The sequence below is a fragment of the Aurantimonas endophytica genome, assembly GCF_014196845.1.
Classification (GTDB): Bacteria; Pseudomonadota; Alphaproteobacteria; order Rhizobiales; family Rhizobiaceae; genus Aurantimonas; species Aurantimonas endophytica.
In genome coordinates, this window is sequence record NZ_JACIEM010000007.1 from 78146 (window position 1) to 96877 (window position 18732).

18 protein-coding genes and 3 pseudogenes are annotated in these 18732 nt (G+C 63.8%); 6 read left to right on the top strand and 15 right to left on the bottom strand.

Annotated elements, in window-relative coordinates:
• The 4 genes and pseudogenes from GGR03_RS23035 to GGR03_RS23045 all read right to left on the bottom strand — a co-directional run.
• A pseudogene (locus GGR03_RS23035) lies at positions 1–635 on the bottom strand (transposase); the annotation flags it as partial.
• A gap of 182 nt (positions 636–817) precedes the next feature.
• Positions 818–925 (bottom strand): annotated as a pseudogene (locus GGR03_RS24515) (NAD(P)-binding protein); the annotation flags it as partial.
• Positions 926–947: 22 nt separating this feature from the next.
• Positions 948–1382 (bottom strand): annotated as a pseudogene (locus GGR03_RS23040) (Rrf2 family transcriptional regulator); the annotation flags it as partial.
• 212 nt (positions 1383–1594) lie between these two features.
• A complete protein-coding gene (locus GGR03_RS23045) occupies positions 1595–2167 on the bottom strand; it encodes a TetR/AcrR family transcriptional regulator (protein WP_183211182.1) in 573 nt (190 codons plus the stop codon).
• Positions 2168–2275: 108 nt separating this feature from the next.
• Between GGR03_RS23045 and GGR03_RS23050 the strand changes: the two genes are divergently transcribed.
• From GGR03_RS23050 to GGR03_RS23075, 6 genes are all read left to right on the top strand, one after another.
• The gene (locus tag GGR03_RS23050) at positions 2276–2899 is read left to right on the top strand and encodes a (2Fe-2S)-binding protein (protein ID WP_183211183.1); all 624 of its coding nucleotides are present in this window, start codon (positions 2276–2278) and stop codon (positions 2897–2899) included.
• A gap of 1 nt (position 2900) precedes the next feature.
• A complete protein-coding gene (locus GGR03_RS23055) occupies positions 2901–3917 on the top strand; it encodes an FAD binding domain-containing protein (RefSeq protein ID WP_183211184.1) in 1017 nt (338 codons plus the stop codon).
• On the top strand, positions 3917–6031 hold the full coding sequence (locus tag GGR03_RS23060; protein ID WP_183211185.1) for a xanthine dehydrogenase family protein molybdopterin-binding subunit: 2115 nt from the start codon (positions 3917–3919) through the stop codon (positions 6029–6031). The genes GGR03_RS23055 and GGR03_RS23060 overlap by 1 nt, the downstream gene beginning before the upstream one ends.
• A 68-nt stretch (positions 6032–6099) precedes the next feature.
• On the top strand, positions 6100–6534 hold the full coding sequence (locus GGR03_RS23065; RefSeq protein WP_183211186.1) for a DoxX family protein: 435 nt from the start codon (positions 6100–6102) through the stop codon (positions 6532–6534).
• A 40-nt stretch (positions 6535–6574) separates the two neighbouring features.
• A complete protein-coding gene (locus tag GGR03_RS23070) occupies positions 6575–7792 on the top strand; it encodes a PQQ-dependent sugar dehydrogenase (protein WP_183211187.1) in 1218 nt (405 codons plus the stop codon).
• A 285-nt stretch (positions 7793–8077) separates the two neighbouring features.
• On the top strand, positions 8078–9025 hold the full coding sequence (locus GGR03_RS23075; RefSeq protein ID WP_183211188.1) for a LysR substrate-binding domain-containing protein: 948 nt from the start codon (positions 8078–8080) through the stop codon (positions 9023–9025).
• A 7-nt stretch (positions 9026–9032) separates the two neighbouring features.
• Here the strand turns inward: GGR03_RS23075 and GGR03_RS24695 are convergent, their stop codons facing one another.
• From GGR03_RS24695 to trbB, 11 genes are read right to left on the bottom strand one after another with little or no spacing between them, the layout of a single operon-like run.
• The gene (locus tag GGR03_RS24695) at positions 9033–9254 is read right to left on the bottom strand and encodes a DUF2274 domain-containing protein (RefSeq protein WP_183211189.1); all 222 of its coding nucleotides are present in this window, start codon (positions 9252–9254) and stop codon (positions 9033–9035) included.
• A 1-nt stretch (position 9255) separates the two neighbouring features.
• A complete protein-coding gene (locus tag GGR03_RS23085; protein WP_183211190.1) occupies positions 9256–10452 on the bottom strand; it encodes a TraB/TrbI/VirB10 family type IV secretion system protein in 1197 nt (398 codons plus the stop codon).
• On the bottom strand, positions 10449–11435 hold the full coding sequence (gene trbG, locus GGR03_RS23090) for a P-type conjugative transfer protein TrbG (protein WP_183211191.1): 987 nt from the start codon (positions 11433–11435) through the stop codon (positions 10449–10451). Before trbG ends, GGR03_RS23085 begins: the two co-directional genes overlap by 4 nt.
• Positions 11432–12115, bottom strand: coding sequence for a conjugal transfer protein TrbF (trbF, locus tag GGR03_RS23095; protein ID WP_183211192.1), 684 nt, complete (start codon positions 12113–12115; stop codon positions 11432–11434). Before trbF ends, trbG begins: the two co-directional genes overlap by 4 nt.
• The gene (gene trbL, locus GGR03_RS23100; protein WP_183211193.1) at positions 12115–13479 is read right to left on the bottom strand and encodes a P-type conjugative transfer protein TrbL; all 1365 of its coding nucleotides are present in this window, start codon (positions 13477–13479) and stop codon (positions 12115–12117) included. The genes trbF and trbL overlap by 1 nt, the downstream gene beginning before the upstream one ends.
• A 4-nt stretch (positions 13480–13483) precedes the next feature.
• Positions 13484–13834: a putative entry exclusion protein TrbK-alt gene (trbK-alt, locus tag GGR03_RS23105; RefSeq protein ID WP_246368442.1), complete on the bottom strand. Its 351-nt coding sequence runs from the start codon at positions 13832–13834 to the stop codon at positions 13484–13486.
• Positions 13835–13856: 22 nt separating this feature from the next.
• Complete coding sequence (gene trbJ / locus GGR03_RS23110) at positions 13857–14630, bottom strand: P-type conjugative transfer protein TrbJ (protein ID WP_183211195.1); 774 nt, start codon at positions 14628–14630, stop codon at positions 13857–13859.
• Complete coding sequence (gene trbE / locus GGR03_RS23115) at positions 14627–17083, bottom strand: conjugal transfer protein TrbE (protein WP_183211196.1); 2457 nt, start codon at positions 17081–17083, stop codon at positions 14627–14629. Before trbE ends, trbJ begins: the two co-directional genes overlap by 4 nt.
• A gap of 12 nt (positions 17084–17095) precedes the next feature.
• Positions 17096–17377: a VirB3 family type IV secretion system protein gene (locus tag GGR03_RS23120; RefSeq protein ID WP_183211197.1), complete on the bottom strand. Its 282-nt coding sequence runs from the start codon at positions 17375–17377 to the stop codon at positions 17096–17098.
• Positions 17377–17709, bottom strand: coding sequence for a TrbC/VirB2 family type IV secretion system protein (locus GGR03_RS23125; protein WP_183211198.1), 333 nt, complete (start codon positions 17707–17709; stop codon positions 17377–17379). Before GGR03_RS23125 ends, GGR03_RS23120 begins: the two co-directional genes overlap by 1 nt.
• Positions 17706–18641: a P-type conjugative transfer ATPase TrbB gene (gene trbB / locus GGR03_RS23130; RefSeq protein WP_210292269.1), complete on the bottom strand. Its 936-nt coding sequence runs from the start codon at positions 18639–18641 to the stop codon at positions 17706–17708. Before trbB ends, GGR03_RS23125 begins: the two co-directional genes overlap by 4 nt.
• Between the last annotated feature and the right edge of the window lie 91 nt (positions 18642–18732).

Sequence of the window (18732 nt, forward strand, 5' to 3'; positions counted from 1 at the left end):
ATCCTCCGAGGCTTCGATGTCCTCCCGCTCCTGTGCAACTATGCGCCGGCGGCCGATCCGCAGGCCATTATAGCGTAGCTCATGCACCATGCGCGGGCTGCCGTAGGTCCCGCTCGACAGGGCAAAGGCCGAGCGGACATGCGCCAGCAGCACCATGTCGTCGTGCTGCCGGCGGCAGGCTGGGCGATCCTTCCTGGCGAAATAGCCGCTCGCACTGACACCGAGGACCTTGCACAAGCGCTGTACGGGGAATTCCTTCTTCGCCGCATCGATGAGACGGAACCTCATCGTTCGGCTGTTCGCTCGGACCAGTGGCGCTTCAGCCTCACTCCCTCCTTGGCGAAAAAAGTCGCTGCCCGCTTCAGGATCTCGCGTTCCTGCCGCAGGATCTCGTTCTCGCGCCGCAACCGCTTCAGCTCCGCCGCCAGATCTTCCTGCCGTTCGGGTGGGGGCGCCTCCAGATCGCGCTCGCGGCGTTTGTCGAGCCAGCGACGCAGCGTCGATAGCCCGATACCGAGATCCTCCGCGATCTCGCGCTGCGTCCGCCCGCTCGTCTCGACCAGTCGCACGGCCTCCGCCTCGAATTCCTTGCCGAAGCGGCGATGTGGCTTGCCATGGAATGCTCCTCCTTCCATCAGAAGAGCTCTCTAGTTTTGCGAGGCAAGTCCAGAAAGGGGGTCGCAAGCGGATGGACCGCTTCCCACGGCCGCTTCCTGGGCGTAGATCGGCTCGGTGGATTGCGGGCTGGCTTTACGGGCGTTGACGAGCGAAAAGCGGACGCATGTTGGGGCGTCTGATCCGTCTCAATTCAAACCTCGGGCGCACCCGCGTCGATCACCGCCACCGAGCGGCGTCCGCGGGCGATGTAGGTGGCGGCGGACAGGCCGGCGAAGCTGCCCCCGACGACGATAGCGTCGTGCCGCATGGGTTTCATCCTTGAAGTCGCAATGGCTGGTGCGTCTCGTCATGCGAGCGTGGAAGTCGGCGCTGAGAGCAGCGAGCGTCACTTCGCCGAAGCGCTCGAGAAGCTGGGCTTCGGCGCGAGCGAACGTCTCGTCCATCGCCGCATTGACCGCCTCTTCGACGAGACAACCCGGAGCCTCGGTGCGGTTCCCCATCGCGAAGATGCCGGGTGACCCGAGCGCCTCGTAGACGTCCCGCAGCGTCACGGTGGCGAGGTCCTTCGCGATGGTCCAGCCGCCCCCGTGCCCCTTCTCGGAACGCACGAGTCCCTGCTCTCGCAGTCCGGCCATGGTGCGGCGGATGACGACCGGGTTGGTCCGCATCGCCTTGGCAAGATGCTCAGAGGTGACCGGCCCGTCAGCCTCGGCCATATGGAGGAGGACGTGCAGGACGCCCAACAATCGGCTGTCTCGTTTCAGGAAACAATAGATGTTACATGTGAACCGGGGTGTCGAGGTTTGAGCCTTGCCGCGCGGGAAGCCGCTCCGAGCTGATTGCAGGGCGCGGCGTTCTTGTAATCAGCAAGGCCGCTATCCTCTTTTACAAGAAGCACGATCTGGGCGAGAGATTGGGGCCTAGGCAGGTGCGAAGAGGGCAGGCACAACGTGACGCGGCGATTCGACCGAACGCGTCAACCCGCCACCTTGTGCAACCCAGCTTGAAATTCCCTTGAGGCCGCCTGAACGTGGTGGACGAACCCGGATTTCGCTTCGTCGGCGCGCCAATTCTGCAGCGCGACCTTAAAAACTGCCGCGCCGATTTCGGCCAAAACGCGCGAGAACGACGGCTGAATGCCCCGCTGCTGCAGCCCTGAATCGATAGCCAAAGCGAGGTTGTGCAGTTTCATCAACTCCCGCTCATGTAGCTCAACATATGCCGAAATCAGTGACTGTCGCAGCTTCACGATGGGGCGGTGACCATCGATAAAGGGAGCAATCGCAGAAAAGCTGCCAGCAACAACGTCCAGTGGATGTAGGCCAACGGGCGCATTCATGATTTCCTTCATGATCGCGGATCGGTGCGCGTCCGCGCGCCAGAACATCACCTCCCTCTTGTCGGAGAAGTAGCGGTAGAAGGTCCGCTCCGTCAGTCCGGCTTTCGCGGCAATCTGCGGGACAGTGGTCTCGGCATAACCGTGATCCTGAAACAGCGCATAGGCTGCACTCTCAAACCGTTCGCGCGCGTTCTCAGCTTTCTTCACCATTCGAAATCTCTCTCTTTTTCGTGAACATAAAGATATTGTCAGCCCCTGACAACGATGATACCCATTGGCAGAGCCTGACAGTGAAGGTTTGGTGAGCGGGAGGACGACATGGCAGATGATGGCAGGCGCCAAGGCCTTTGCACTTTGGAAGTCACACGGCGCATCGTCCTTGCCGCCGGGGCTGGTACGGCGGCCGCAGGATTATTGCCGCTTTCGGACCGAGCCGAAGCCCAACACACAGGCGCACGCGCGGAGACCGGTCGGACGCTCAAGATCTCCGCAAGCGTGAATGGTGAGCCAGTCACGGTTGAGTTTGACTCACGCGCTTCCCTCCTTGACATGCTGCGCGAACGGCTCGGCCTCACCGGCACCAAGAAGGGCTGTGACCACGGTCAATGCGGAGCCTGCACGGTCCACGTCGATGGTAGACCGGTTGTTTCCTGTCTAACGTTCGCGGCGAAAGTCGATGGCCATGAGGTCACGACCATTGAAGGTCTGGCCACGGGTCAGGACCTTCATCCCATGCAGCAAGCGTTCATCGACAATGATGCGCTTCAATGCGGCTATTGCACCCCAGGCCAGATCATGTCTGCCGTTGCCTGCGTCACGGCAGGGCGCGCCACCGATCCAGATGCAATCCGCGAGTTTATGAGCGGCAATATCTGTCGTTGCGGAGCCTATGTCGGGATCGTCGCCGCTATCGAGCAAGCCGCTCAGGTCATGGAGGGCTGACATGCAGGCGCTAAGTTACACCCTTGCCTCCTCTGCGGAGGCAGCTGTCGCCCAGTATGCTCAACACCAAGGATCAGCGCGTTATATCGCCGGCGGCACCAATCTCTACGATCTCATGAAGCTCGGTATCGAGCGGCCAACCCACCTGATCGATGTCAGCCGGATCGTCGGCATGGACACGATTAAAACAGAGGGCGACATCCTGCGTTTCGGCGCTCGAGCGCTGATGACTGATGTCGCCTATGAGCCGATGGTGCGCGAACAATACCCGGTCCTCTCCGAGAGCTTGCTCAAAGCTGCTTCGCAGCAGTTGCGTAACATGGCAACGGTGGGTGGGAACATTCTGCAACGCACTCGCTGCATGTATTTTCGCAATGGTGCGGGTTCGTCATCGACCGTCGGGAGATACCACTGCAACAAGCGAGCGCCAGGTTCCGGCTGCTCCGCTGTTAACGGTCTGGATCGCACGCAGGCTGTGCTTGGCACAAGTGAGGCTTGCACTGCAGTAGCGCCTGGCGACTGGCCCGTCGCACTGATGGCAATGGATGCAAGTGTCGAACTGCTCGGCTCGAGCGGCCAGCGCATCGTCCCGATTGGTGATTTTTATCGTCTTCCTGGCGACACGCCGCAACGGGACTTCAACCTTGAGGAGGGCGAGTTGGTGACAGCGATCACCGTCCCCAAAACGCCTCTCGGACGTGCGTCAACCTACCACAAGATTCGCGATCGTGAGAGTTTCGCCTTCGCGCTTGCTTCCGCTGCTGTGGCCTTGGAGATGGATGGGACAACCATTCGATCGGCGCGCATTGCCTTGGGCGGCGTCGCAACCACGCCTTGGCGATCGCACGCTGCCGAAGCTGTTGTGGCTGGGTCAGCACTAACACCTGAACTTGCTCTCAGGGCCGGCAGATCCGCTTTCCACGACGCCCGCCCGGGTCAGCACAACGCATTCAAAGTGGATCTTGGCGCCAGGGTCATCGCCGATGCTCTGCTCATCGCCGCGCAAAGGAGAGCCTAATGCCTGCAGACGCGTTTTCCGATATCGCACGTGTCGACGCCAGGGGCAAAGTTCTCGGCCAGACTCGATACGGCGCCGACACACAGCTGCCGGCTATGCTCTATGCAATGCTGGTTCCGGCCACAGTAGCCAAAGGTACTGTCAGAAACATCGATGTCTCACCGGCCACCGGAACGAGTGGCGTGGTACAGGTCCTTTCTTTAGGTGATTTTCCAACCCTTTCACGCGAAATAAATTACCTGGGCTACCCCATCGCGATGGTGGTAGCCGAGACACTCGAGGCGGCGATCGAGGGGGCTGAAGCGATACGTGCGACGTATGATGTCACGTCGTTCATTCCTCTGATGGACAGCCCAGGTGCCTCGATCGTTCCCTCTGAGGGCTTTGATACGGGCAACGTCGACACCGAGTTCCAGGATGCCATTGAGGTCGTCGAAGGCACCTTCGAAACGCCGACACAGCATCACAACGCAATGGAGCTGTTCGGCACCGTCGCGCACTGGTCCGGTGGCCGGCTGACGGTTTACGAGGGATGCCAGAACTCCGACCAGGCCAGGAATGCGCTTGCGGAGGCAATGGGAATTTCCCCCGAGCTTGTCACGATCAAATCCGAGCATGTGGGCGGTGGCTTCGGGCAAAAGTCACCGCCCAAATTGCAAACCGCTCTGGTCGCCGAGGCCGCCAGGCTGACGCAGCGCCCGGTCAAGCTGGTCACCCCGCGCGGGCAGCTTTTTCACATCGCCAACTACCGGCCACGCAGCATCCACAACATCCGACTTGCAGCCAATGGGGAAGGACGCCTCACCGCAATCGAATACCACGTCGTGCAGGAGAACTGGCCAGACGGCGGCTTTCGTTCAAGCGGCTACTACCAGGATGTTGCGCGGCTATACGCCATTGACAGTTTTCGCGCCACGGCTGGTGACATTCATATAGACCGCAACATGCCGCGCCATACAAGAGGAACACATCCCTTTCCGGCCGGCTTCGCCCTCGAAAGCGCGATCGACGAAATGGCCTATCGGTTGGGCGCGGATCCTGTCCAGCTGCGTCTCGATCATGAAGCCAAGACCGACATCATTGCAGGCCAGCCGCTCGCGCCGCACTTCCTGAACGACTGCCTGAGGGAGGGCGCCCGCCGTTTCGAATGGAGCCGGCGCATATCCCAACCCGCCTCGATGAGACTCGAGGACGGCACTCTAGTCGGTCTCGGCGTCGCCTGCGGCATCTTCGGGGCATCGGGGTCTGCAGCTGAGACTACACTGAGGGTCCGTGCAGACGGCACCACGCGGATTATCAGCTCCGGTCATGAGATGGGGCAGGGGATCCGCACCGCCGTTGTCAATGCAGTCGTCCAGGGATTGGACGTCAATCCGGACAGGATTGAGGTCTTGCTGGGGGATACGTCGTTGGGGCCGCAACTGGCCACGGTTGGAGAGCGCGGAACGGCGAGCATCATCCCAGCTACCATAAAAGCGGCGGCTGCGCTCCGAGCTCGTTTCAGGGAACTTGCAGGCGCCAACCCGCCGGCCGGCAACCTTCATCAGCAGCTGGCGCGCCTGAAACGCCCTTACATTGAAGTGACCGCATCGGAGCTCGCGCCGGGACAGGACGCATCTGCGCTCGAAGCCTTCCGGGCCGGCCGTCGAGCAGGGGCCGGATCCGAATATGACGGCTTCACCTCCATGAGTTACATCGCGCAATTTGTGGAGATTCACATCGAGCCGAGAACGCGGCGTGTTCGCATGCCGCGCGTGGTCAGCATTGCCGATGTGGGACGGGTCGTGAGCCCCAGGACTGCGATAGGTCAGATGCATGGCGGCGTGGTTTGGGGGTTTAGTACCGCGCTTCGGGAGCAGTCCGAGGTCGATCCACGCTTCGCAGGCTATCTCAATGACGATCTAGCCGACTACGTCATGGCGGTGAATGCCGACATAGGGGAGGTGGATGTCGGCCTAATCGACAAGCCCGATACGCTGGTCAATTCGGCCGGCGTCAAGGGAATGGGCGAGCTGGTCATGCTCGGAACAGCGCCTGCGATCGCCAATGCCATCTATCACGCGACCGGAAAACGCATACGAAAACTGCCGATACGCATCGAAGACGTGCTCTGACGAAACAGAGTCGTCAAATCCATCGGATTTTAACCCACTACAACCGTCTAACCAGTTTGGAGGACAGTATGCCCGCTATGCAGATACCTTACATCGGCAAATATGCCCCTCATCTTCTCAGTGTCTTACGCATTTTTGCGGCAGGGTCATTCTTCACCCATGGGACTATGAAGCTGTTCAGCTGGCCGGGGCCCTTCGAATATCCGCTCAGCCCGTTGCTGTACACGGCTGGCGTTATCGAAGTGGCTGGCGGTCTTCTTTTAGCGATTGGCCTCTTCTCTCGACCGGTTGCCTTCGTGCTTTCGGGGCTTATGGCCTTTGCGTATTTCATCGCGCACAGCTCAAATGGCTTCTTCCCCGTCTTGAATCACGGCGAAGCTGCAATGCTGTACTGCTTCCTCTTTCTCTACATTTCGGCCGCAGGGCCAGGGCTCTGGAGCCTGGATGCGATAACGGAGCAAAGGGCCGGAGCAACTTCATCCCGCTTGGCGAGCACGACATGAACTGATTGTCGCTTGAGCGGATTTCAATGGAGAGCAGACCATGAAGGATCGAGGTATCGATCGAACAGCCAGTGCAGGCAACACTTTGGCCAAGGCGCCGGGAAAAGACGGGTGCGACGTCGCACCGGTGCGAGCGTCGACGACGATCGCTCTTGCGTTCGCCATGCTCGGGCTCTCGATCAGCTCCGGCGCTCACGCCCAATTGTCTCGCTCAGAGGGCTCCCCAATATCGTGTGTAATCCCCGCAGGCGACCCGACAGAGATCGTTTCCGAACTCAACATACCCTGGTCTGCCGTGCGCGTGGGCAGCGAGGTGCTCGTCAGTCAGCGTGGTACGGGAGAAATACTCGCGTTCCTGCCCGGGGAAGGGCTATCATCGGTCGGCACGGTGCCCGACGTCGTGGCCCGAGGCGACGGCGGGATGCTTGGGCTTGCGGTTCTTGAAGAGAACGGAAACGTCTGGCTCTACGGTTACCACAGCGCGACCTCGGGAAACCGTATCGTACGAATGGCGTACAGCGAAGGTGAGCTCGGCGAGGCGCAACTCGTCCTTGACGGTGTGCCCGGGGGGCGCGGTCACAATGGCGGGCGCATCGCGTTTGGTCCTGACGGGATGCTCTATGCAACGGTGGGCGAGACGAGAAATCCGAACCTGTCGCAGGATCCCAGCTCACTTGCGGGCAAGATACTGCGCATGACACCGACCGGCGGCGTTCCCACAGACAACCCCATCGAAGGCTCTCTCGTCTACTCCCTGGGACTTCGAAATTCTCAAGGGCTGGCTTGGGATGACAGGGGACAGCTGTGGGCGACTGACTTCGGGGATGATGCATGGGACGAATTCAACCGCATCGAACCGGGCGGTAATTACGGCTGGCCGGTCGTCGAGGGCGTGGGAGGCAATCCAGCGTACGTCGATCCTGTCATGCAGTGGCGTACGCAGGAAATGGGCCCAAGTGGCCTTGCCTACATAGACGGCACCTTCTTCATCGCGGGTCTGACCGGTCAGCGGTTGTGGTCGCTGACCATTGACGCTGCGGGCAATCCCCACGCGAGCGCACACTACGTCGGGGAGTATGGGCGTGTCCGTGATGTACTCGCGGGAAGCGACGGCAGTCTGTGGTTCCTGACGAACGGGCGACGTGGCGCCCCGGGTGGCGAGATTCTTTCGGTCTCGCTCACTCGTCTGGCCGCGTCAGAATGTTCACGTGCTTCGGCTGCGGACAACAGCGGCGGAGCCCCCACGAGAGGTCGATGAACTTGGCATCTCGCTAGGCTGTGATCCAACCCGGCGGCGCGCGAGAGACTCTTCGTGCCGCCGCCATTGGCGGGAGAAACCGCTCGGGGTAGGCCCGCCGGGCTGCGAAAGACGGCGGCTAGGTGCACAATCGCCGAAACACCCCGAACAGCTCCGACAACGTCGAAGGGTCGAGAATATCGCCAGTCACGCCCGTGGGGCTGCCCCAAGTCCTGTCTGATCTTAAGACGCACTTGGCCTCCGGAAAACTGCGGCCCCCGTGTAATTTTCTCCGGAGGAACTGAGGTGCCGGATATCGCTTTCGACTTGCGCTACCTGCGGTACGCAGTTCTCGCGGCTGAGCATGGCAGCTTTCGGCGGACGGCAGAAATCCTCGACGTATCGCAGTCGACCGTCAGCCGGCGGATACAAATATTAGAGCGACGTCTCGGTATTGCCTTGTTCGAACGACACAGGTCGGGTGCTCGCGCGACATTGGCTGGCGAACGCTTTCTCAAGGAGGCTGCGGTCGGCGCGAAACAGCTCCACGAAGCGGTAAGTACAATCGCTCTGGCCAAACATGGCTCCGTTGGAGTGCTCCGCGCCGGGTTGATGGCTTCCCTGGGCAATGGGTTTCTAGCCGATTTGCTGGCAGCTTACCGTCAGCGCTTTCCGGCGATTGAGATGACGTTTCAAGAGGCGACTTCCCAGATGACCGCGAGCGCTCTACTCAACGGCCGGATCGACATCGCCTTTATGCCGGGAAATCCACAACTGCCTGGATGTCGAACTGAAAGATTGTGGGATGAGAAGATCTATTTCGCCGTTGCTTCATCTCATAGGGCAGCTTCCCTGGATGCTATCAAATGGGATGATGTAAAGTGCGAGACCTTTCTTGCGAAGGCTGACGCTGCGGGACCTGAGATAGAACACTATCTTATGAGGCACCTATCCGGCACCGGATTTCGTCCACGGGTTTCGGTCCAGCACGTTGGCTGCGACAGTTTGCTGAGCATGGTCGCACAGGGGTTCGGAATTACGCTGGCTACGAAGGCGACCGTCGGCACCGCCCATCCTGGCGTTCACTACGTTCCAATGGCCAGCTCGGAGAATACGGTGTCGTTCAGCGCCGTCTGGCCGGACGCCAATCAGAACCCGGCGCTTAAATTCTTACTCGAAATGAGTCTTGAGCGACGCGTGAAGACAAAGGCGGCGATCAACGTGGCCGCTCGGGATTCAAGATCTAGTGTTTGATTGATCGTCACGAAGATTGTCGGCGCGCCTTCGCGAACGCGCGATCGGTCGCAATGAAGCGCTGGACCATCGGTGCGATCAGCTTTGCCGGATCAGTAACGGACTGCCCCGTTTCTCGAGCCAGGACCTCGGCGTAGGCGACCAGATCGCGGTGTAGCGCCGCCGGCAATTCAATTGTGAGCTTGATCGGCTTGTTGTCAACGATCGCGCCGAGCTTGAGCTTGGTCACTTCAGCCTCGGTAAGGTTCGAGCACGAGATCGCGCGTGACAATCACGCGCACCGGGAAGCCCGGCCGGATAGTGAGTCTCGGAGCGATATTGAGCTGGCGCCGGACAATTTGTTGGCCCGCGTCATTGATCGTGTCCTGACCGCCGTTGCTAATCGCTTGGACCAAGCGATCGTCATTGTCTACGGCGAGCTCGGCGCCGACGCTGAGCAGGGTCGAAAGTCCGGCTGCCTTGGCGAGATCCAACCAGTGATAATCGACGCGATCTTCAAGACCGGCATAGCCTTGGGTGTCGGCGCCGGGCTGGCGTTCCAGAACGATGGAGCGACCGTTTGGGAAGATCAGCCGGTTCCAGACGAGCAGGATGCGGCGCTGACCGAAACCGACATCGTTGCTGTACTCGCCGATGATGCGCGTGCCCTGCGGGACGAGCAGCAGCCGGCCGGTCGGACTGTCGTAAATGCTCTCGGTCACCTGAGCCGTGATCTGGCCGGGGAGATCGGAGCGGATGCCAGTGATCAGCGCAGCAGGAATTACCGCACCCGCCTGCAGCACGTAAGGTGAGGCGGGCGCCATTACACGGTCGGGCGCGACCGTGCGGCGGTCGACGCCGGCATTGAGGAAGGCTGCTTGCCGCTCCTGCGCGGTCGGCGCGGGTTGTCCTGGCATTCCGAGGCGGGTCAGCCCGTGAAGCGCGGGAGCACCGTCGCCGGACATTCCCGTCGCGGCCGCAGTTCTCGTCCCGGTCTGGAAGAATACGCGCGAGATGCGCGCCGCTTCCTCCTCCGCCCGCCTGCGTTGTTCCTCCGGGTCCACCGTCGGCGTCCCGACATGCGGCGGAACGACTGGCTGGCTGCGGTTCTGGGCATCGAGAATTGGACGGCCGAGATCACCCGGCAGCGGCGGACCAAGGACGGGGCCGGTGTAGTCGCGGGGCAATCCGGCGAGCCCGTCGGCTGTCGGGCGGTTCTCCGTCGAATAGAGCTCTTCACCTGCCCTGCCGGCGTCGCGCATCTGGAGCGCGTAGATCAGCGAGCCGCCGAGGCCGAGGGAGGCGACCAGCCCCAGACCAGCCAGCACTCTTCGAGAGAGCCGTGTTACGCGCGGCGGCTCTGCGCGGAGCCGCATCGATGACGCTGATGGCGACGGAGATCCCGTCAGCGGGACGTCGCCCTCTGCTTTGGTTTCATTCACGCTCATGATGAGGGCCTCCCATCGGTGCGGACGATCCGGACGGTCTGCTGGCGGTCCTCGCTGCCGAGACGCAGCTCGGCGGCGCCGAAGAGCCGGTCGACGATCAGGATATTCTGGTGGATGCGGCTGTTGACGGTCTGTGCCTCGCCGTCAGCGCCGATGACGAACAGCGGCGGCATCTCTCCCTGCACGATGCCCCGCGGGAATTCGACATAGACATGCCGGCCGTCATCGTAGACCGAGACCGGCCGCCATGGCGGGGTGTCGCCGGTCAGCCCATAACGATAAATGCGCGCCGCTATCGCCGGGATGACCGGCGTTGCAGGAACGGCTTGCCGCTGCGATGCCGGCGGCTGCGGATAGGCCCAGGCGACAGCCGGCATATAGGGGCGCTCGCCCGAGCGCAGCTCGATCATGTAGATGCGTCGGTCGGTCGTGATGACGAGATTGGTCGAGAGATCCGGGCGTGTCGGCTTAACGAGGACATGGACTCGACGCGTGACGCCGCTGCCGCTCTCGGTATCGCCGATGATCCAGCGCGCCGTGTCACCAGCGGCGAGCGGACCGGCGCCGGTCAGGTTCTCGCCAGGCTCGAGCGCGATATTGGTGATCTGCCCGGGCGCCGCGTAGACCTGATAGAGGGCGCCCTCGCTCCAAGGATAGATCTGGATCGAGTTGTAGTAGCCCTCGCGGCTGGGCTCAACCCGCGCGGCTGAATTTGCGCTCTGCACGCGTCCCGTTGGCGTGGTTGCAGGGGTTCCACCTTTCGCCGGTGTCCAGGCCGGCGGAACGTGGAGCGGACGGGGTCGCTCGTCCGTGACGGCGGCTGGGACGTCGGGTAATGGTGGCACATCGGCGTCGTAGCTGATCTGCGGCGGTTTCGGCGCTGTGGCGCAGCCGGCGAGCATCGTTGCGGAAACCAGCATTGCCGCAAATGCGGATTTGCGGAAAAGCGGCTTGCCGGCACTACGGGAATTCTGTCCGTTCATTGGCTCATCTCCCGTGACCAGTTGATGGCGTTGACGTAGATCCCGAGCGGGTTGGCTCTGAGGCGCTCGGCGTTGCGGGGAACCTGCACGACGATTGTCAGGATCGCCGTCCAGCGCTCGGTCGTGGCGAGCTGGCCATTCTCGTAACGGCGCTCGGTCCAGGCGACGCGGAAGCTGTCCGGAGACGCGCGGATGACGCTGGAGACTTCGACGGCGATCTGCTGGCGGCCGACCTTCGTGAACGGGTCGTTCGCCCGCGCATAATCGTTGAGCGCTGCGGCACCGCGATCGGTGGTGAACTCGTAGGCGCGCAGCCAGTTTTGCCGCACGATGATGGCGTCGGAGGGGATCGAGCGGACCTGCTCGATGAAGCGAGCCAGATGGAATGCGATTTGTGGATCCGTCGGCTGATAGGCGGCATCGGCCGGCGCCACGGCCTGCGCCTGGCCGAGCTGGTCGACCTGCACGACCCAGGGCACGACGGTTCCGCGCGCCGATTGCCAGACGAGAGCGGTGGCGAAGCCCGCCGACAGGATCAGCGAGCCGAACGCCATCAGGCGCCAGTTGCGGGCCTGGACCCGGGCTGACCCAATGCGTTCGTCCCATACTTTCGCCGCGCGCTGATAGGGCGTCTCGGGTTCGGGGGCTTTGCCATAGTGGGTGGAGGGTCGTTTGAACATCAGCGGTCGCCTTCGGAGAGATTGACGGAGGAGCCGCCGCCATGGGCGTCACCGGAACGCACGGCGTGGGCGGTCGCCTGGACGGCGTGAGTCATGCGTTGAGAGCGGCGCATGCTCTGCGCCCATGCGGGCGGTCCGCCGGCGGGTGCCGAAGCGGCCGAGGCGCCACCGTCGCTCGCTGTATCGCCGCTGACTGATCCCATCGACGAGGAGCCGCCAGTCGCTCCGAACGCTGCCTCACCGCCGGCGTTGAAGCTGGAGCGCATGCTGTCGGCGGCGCGTGAGGTGGCACGGCGCAGCGGCGAGACGGCAGCGCTGCCACCAGCGCGGGCGACACCGCCAAGGCCCGACGCGACGCCGCTGACACCGGACTGGCCGGCTGCGCCGAGGCTGTAGGCCGTGGATGCGCCACCCGCCATCGCCGCTCCGCTCCGGGCCGCGGCTGCTGCGCCACCGGCGAGTGCTGCGCCGCCGGATGCGACGGCGCCGACCGCGCCGGCTCCGGCGGCGATCATGCCGCCGGCCGCGAGCCCCGTACCAACCGCCGCGCCGGCGCTGAGCTGCGGGCCGCCGGAGACGATGCCGCTGGCGATACCGGGGCCGAAGATGCCGAGGCCGAGGAGGGACAGCGCGGCCAAGACGATTGCCATGGCTTCGTCGATCGAAGGCGTGGCGCCGCCAAAGCCGGCGGTGAACTCGGAGAACAAGGTGGAGCCGATGCCGATGATGACGGCCAGCACCAGCACCTTGATGCCGGACGAGATGACGTTCCCGAGCACCCGTTCGGCCATGAAGGCGGACTTGCCGAACAGGCCGAACGGAATCAGGACGAAACCGGCGAGTGTCGTCAGCTTGAATTCGATCAGTGTGACGAAAAGCTGGATGGCGAGGATGAAGAAGGCGAGCAATACCAGCGCCCAGGCGAGGAACATGCAGGCGATCTGGATGAAGTTCTCGAAGAACGACCAATAGCCCGTCAGGCCGGAGATCGATTCCAGAAGCGGTCGCCCGGCATCGAGGCCGGTCTGGGCCACCTTGCCAGGCCGCAAGAGATCGGCCGTGGTGAAGCTGGTGCCGCTGGCTTTCAGGCCGAGCCCGGCGAAGCTCTCGAAGATGATGCGGGCGAGGTTGTTCCAGTTGCCGATGATGTAGGCGAACACGCCGACGAACAGCGTCTTCTTCACCAGGCGGGCAATGATGTCGTCGTCCGCGCCCCAGCTCCAGAAGAGTGCGGCCAGCGTTACGTCGATGACGATCAGGGTGGTGGCGATGAAGGCGACTTCGCCGCTGAGCAGGCCGAAGCCGCTGTCGATGTAGCGGGTGAAGACCTCGAGGAAGTGGTCGATGACGCCGGTGTTGCCCATGATGCTACCGCGTCCCGGCCGGCGGCGACACCGGTGCCGGTTGAGCCGGGCTAGCCGCATCCGATGGCGGATGCGGAACAGGCGGAGCGTCAGGCAGCCGCTTGGCGGGTCGAGCGCCCGGCGCAAGGAAGCGGTTGCGGTTCTCGGCCCAGGCCCGCAGGCAGGCCGCGTCACGCGGCCCGGCTTCTCCGAGGGCCTGGCAGCGGAACAGCTCGTCGCGCAAGGGGTCGGACGGAGCCGTGTTCGGCCGTGACGTAGTCCAGCTCTCCGTCGGCTCCTCTTTGCGGCTCATCTCGATCGCCGTCGCGGTGATGGCCACCGCGACGAACACCACGGCGCCAAGTCGGGCGAGCATCTTGCCGTCCATAGCCGCGCCCTCAGTTGCCGCTGTTCGGGAACATGCGGGCGTTCCCCGCCTGGTAGCCGGAGCCCGGCGTCAGGAAGCGGCGACGTTGCTCGCGGCCCTGTTCGACGGCCGCAGCGCGCTCTGCCTCTGAGAGAGCCTGCGCCCGACCGTTGGCGGCGACGACGGCCGTGAGATCGGCGAGCTGCTGCGCCTGAAGCGCGAGGAGCTGGTTGCCGGCCTGCGTCGCCTGCAGCGCTCCGGTCGCACCCTGACTGCGGCCGATCAAAGAGGACATCTCAGAGCGGTTGGTGTCGATGTTGCCTACGACGCCGGCCTGCACCCTCATGGCGTCCTGCAGCCCGCCGACCGTGTTTTGCCAGCGCTCGCGCGCGCCCGCCACGAGCGCCTGGTCGGAGGCGGACATCGAGGCGTTGCCGTAGGTTGACGTGAAGGCCTGGTCGATGCGCTGGACGTCGTAGGCAATGCCCTGCGCCTGTTGCAGCAGCTGCTGAGTGCGCTGAACCGACTGCTGAAGCTGCTGGAGAGAGGAGTATGGCAGGCTGGTGAGGTTGCGGGCCTGGTTGATCAGCATCGTTGCTTCGTTCTGAAGCTGGGTGATTTGCTGATTGACCTGCTGAAGGGTGCGGGCCGCCGTCAGGACGTTCTGCGCATAGTTGGTCGGATCGTAGACGATCCATTGCGCGGCAGCCGGGCTGCTGACGATCGGCGACAGCGCCATCGGCGCGGCGAGGAGAACTGCGGCGACGCGCATGGCGCGCGAGCGGGAATGAACGGAACGGGTCATGGGCGTGCCTCCGGATCGGTTTGGGGGGTGACGTTGGTGAGATCGGCGATGAGGTCGGCCGCCCAGCCGAGGCGGCTTTCAGCGAGCCACTCGGCGAGAAAGCCGTCGGTGCCGCTACGGGCATGCACCTCGGCAATGAGGGCCTGATGCTGTTTCGAAGAGGCGGCGCAGAGCGCCAGGGCGACATCCGAAAGGCCCAGCTCGAACAGCCGATTGCCGCGCCGCGACTGGCAGTAGTAGTCGCGCTTCGGCATCGCCCGCGCGAGGATCTCGATCTGCCGATCGTTCAACCCGAAGCGGCGATAGATCGCCGTGATCTGCGGCTCGATCGCGCGCTCGTTCGGCAGCAGGATGCGCGTCTGGCAGCTCTCGATGATGGCGGGCGCGATCGTCGAGCCGTCAATGTCGGATAGTGACTGGGTGGCGAAGATGACGCTGGCGTTCTTCTTACGCAGCGTCTTCAGCCATTCGCGAAGCTGACCCGCGAAGCCCTCGTCATCGAGCGCGAGCCAGCCTTCGTCAACGATCAGCAGCGTCGGCCGCCCGTCGAGACGGTCTTCGATACGGTGGAAGAGATAGGCGAGCACGGCGGCGGCGGCGCCCGTGCCGATCAGTCCTTCGGTCTCGAACGCCTGGACCGATGCCTGGCCAAGATATTCGGCTTCGGCGTCGAGCAGGCGCCCATAGGGGCCGCCGACGCAGTAGGGCCGAAGCGCCTGCTTGAGGTCGTTGGATTGCAGCAGGACCGACAGGCCCGTTAGCGTGCGCTCACCGATCGGCGCGGAGGCGAGCGAAGAAAGCGCTGACCAGAGATGCTCTTTCACCTCGGGCGTGATCGCCACACTTTCGCGTCCCAGCATGGCGGTAAGCCAGTCAGCCGCCCAGGCCCGTTCTGCGACATCGTCGATCCGGGCGAGCGGCTGAAGCGACACACTGTCGTCGGAGCCTTCGGTGAGGCCGCCGCCGAGGTCGTGCCAATCCCCGCGCATGGCGAGTGCCGCCGCCCGGATCGAGCCGCCGAAGTCGAAGGCGAAGACCTGAGACCGCTCGTAGCGGCGGAACTGCAGCGCCATCAGCGCCAGCAGTACAGATTTGCCGGCGCCGGTCGGTCCGACGATCAGCGTGTGACCGACGTCGCCGACGTGGATGGAAAGCCGGAACGGGGTCGAGCCTTCGGTCTTGCCGAACAGCAGTGGGGGTGCTGCGAAGTGCTCGTCCCGTTCCGGTCCCGCCCATACCGCCGACAGCGGAATCATGTGGGCGAGATTGAGCGTGTTGATCGGGGGTTGGCGGACATTGGCGTAGGCGTGTCCGGGCAGGCTGCCGAGCCAGGCGTCCACGGCGTTGATGGTCTCGGGCATGGCGGTGAAATCGCGGCCCTGGATGACCTTCTCGACGAGGCGCAGCTTTTCGGCGGCAATGCGCGGATTATCGTCCCAGACGGTGATCGTCGCCGTCACATAGGCCTGGCCGGCATAGTCGGCGCCGAGCTCCTGCAATGCCATGTCTGCATCGGCCGCCTTGTTGGCCGCATCGGTGTCGACGAGCGCCGAAGCCTCGTTGGTCATCACCTCCTTCAGGATGGCGGCGATGGACTTGCGCTTGGCGAACCATTGCCGCCGGATCTTGTTCAGCAGCTTGGTGGCGTCGGTCTTGTCGAGGAGAACTGCCCTGGTCGACCAGCGATAGGGAAACGCCAGCCGGTTCAGCTCGTCGAGAATGCCGGGCGTGGTCACGGTCGGAAATCCAACGATCGTAAGGATGCGGAGATGCGTGTCGCCAAGGCGCGGCTCGAGACCGCCGGTGAGCGGCTGATCGGCGAGCAGAGCATCGAGATACATCGGCGTCTCGGGCACGCGGACGCGGTGGCGTTTCGTCGAGACCGTCGAGTGCAGGAAGGTCAGCGTCTCGGCGTCATCCAGCCAGCCGCATTCCGGCATGAAGGCGTCGATGAGCTGGAGGATGCGATCGGTGCGATCGGTGAAGCCGTGCAGGACTTCGTGGACATCGACGCCGGCGTGGTCACGGCCCTCATAGAGCCAGGTCTCGGCGCGTGCGGCGTCTTCGGCCGGCGGCAGATAGAGGATGGTCAGGAAGTAGCTCGACTCGAAATGCGCGCCGGCCTCCTCGAAATCGGCCTTGCGCTCGGCGTCGACCAGCGCGGAAGCGCTGTCGGCGAACATGCTGGCGGGATAGGTAGCGGCGCCGTGCCGCTGCGCCTCGACGAAGATCGCCCAGCCGGATCCGAGGCGGCGGAAGGCGTTGTTGAGCCGTCCGGCGACCGCGATCAACTCGGCCGGCACGGCGCTGTCGAGGTCGGGGCCGCGAAATCGGGCGGTGCGCTGCAGACTGCCGTCCTTGTTGAGAACGACCCCTTCTCCAACCAGCGCGACCCAGGGGAGGAAGTCGGCAAGCCGGGTGTTGCGGTTGCGATATTCGGCAAGGTTCATCATGGCCGCGCGCCCTCAAACCGAAAGATGACCGGGGATGCGCAGATGCCGGCGCACGACGTCGACGAACTGCGGATCGCGCTTCGCGGCCCAGACAGCGGCGAAGTGACCGATCGCCCAGAGACCGATGCCGACCAGCCAGAGGCGAAGGCCAAGGCCGAGCGCCGCCGCCAGCGTTCCATTCAGAATGGCGATCGAGCGTGGCGCGCCGCCGAGTAGGATGTGCTCGGTCAGCGCGCGATGGACCGGGACCGAAAAGCCCGGCACTTCGCCTGCCGTCTCGGCCGACGTCGCCATCAGACCAGCGCTCCGCCGCCGAACGAGAAGAACGACAGGAAGAAGCTGGACGCGGCGAAGGCTATCGACAGGCCGAAGACGATCTGAATCAGGCGCCGGAAGCCGCCCGAGGTGTCGCCGAAGGCCAGCGTGAGGCCAGTCACGATGATGATGATCACCGCGACGATCTTGGCGACAGGCCCCTCGATGGATTCGAGGATGGACTGCAGCGGCGTTTCCCACGGCATGGACGAACCGGACGCGAGGGCGGCGGGTGTGCGCGCCAACGTGAGGAAGGTGACCGAGGCCGCCGTCGCGATGTTACGGCGGATACGCATGGCATGCTGGATCATGACGGATCTCCTGTGAGGTGCTGGCTGGCGGGGATGACGCGGTAATCGCCGTCGGGGCCGAGCCCTTCGACGCGAGCGAGTTCGGCGAGGCGGCGCGAGGCGCCGCGGCCGGAGAGCACGGCGACCAGATCGATCGTTTCGGCGATCAGGGCGCGCGGAACGGTGACGACAGCTTCCTGGATGAGTTGCTCGAGGCGGCGGAGCGCGCCGATGGCGGTGCCCGCATGAATGGTGCCGATGCCGCCGGGGTGGCCGGTGCCCCAGGCCTTGAGCAGATCTAGCGCTTCAGCGCCGCGAACCTCGCCGATAGGGATGCGATCAGGGCGCAGGCGCAGCGAGGATCGGACGAGATCGGACAGCGACACGACGCCGTCCTTCGTGCGCATGGCGACAAGGTTCGGCGCGGCGCATTGGAGCTCGCGCGTGTCCTCGATCAGCACCACGCGGTCTGAGGTTTTCGATACCTCGGCGAGCAGCGCGTTGGTGAGCGTGGTCTTGCCGGTCGAGGTGCCGCCGGCGACCAGAATATTGCAGCGCTCTGCGACGGCGGCCCGCAGCGCTTCAGCCTGGTCGTCCGCCATGATGCCGGCCGCGATATAGTCGTCGAGAGTGAACACGGCGACGGCGGGTTTGCGTATCGCGAAGGTGGGCGCGGCGACGACGGGGGGCAGAAGGCCCTCGAACCGCTCCCCTGTTTCCGGCAACTCGGCCGAGACGCGTGGGCTGCCTGGATGAACCTCGGCCCCTACATGGTGCGCGACGAGGCGGACGATGCGTTCGCCGTCGGCCGCCGACAGCCGTTCACCCGTGTCGGAGAGTCCCTCGGAGAGGCGGTCGATCCAGAGCCGCCCGTCGGGGTTGAGCATCACCTCGACGATCGCGGGATCTTCCAGAAATTGGGCGATCGCCGGCCCGAGGGCCGTGCGCAGCATACGAGCGCCGCGAAGGATTGCCTCCGATTTCTGGTGAGTGGCCGCCACGTCGTCCCCGTTCTCGTGCGGGCCCGCGAAGTGCGGCCCTGGA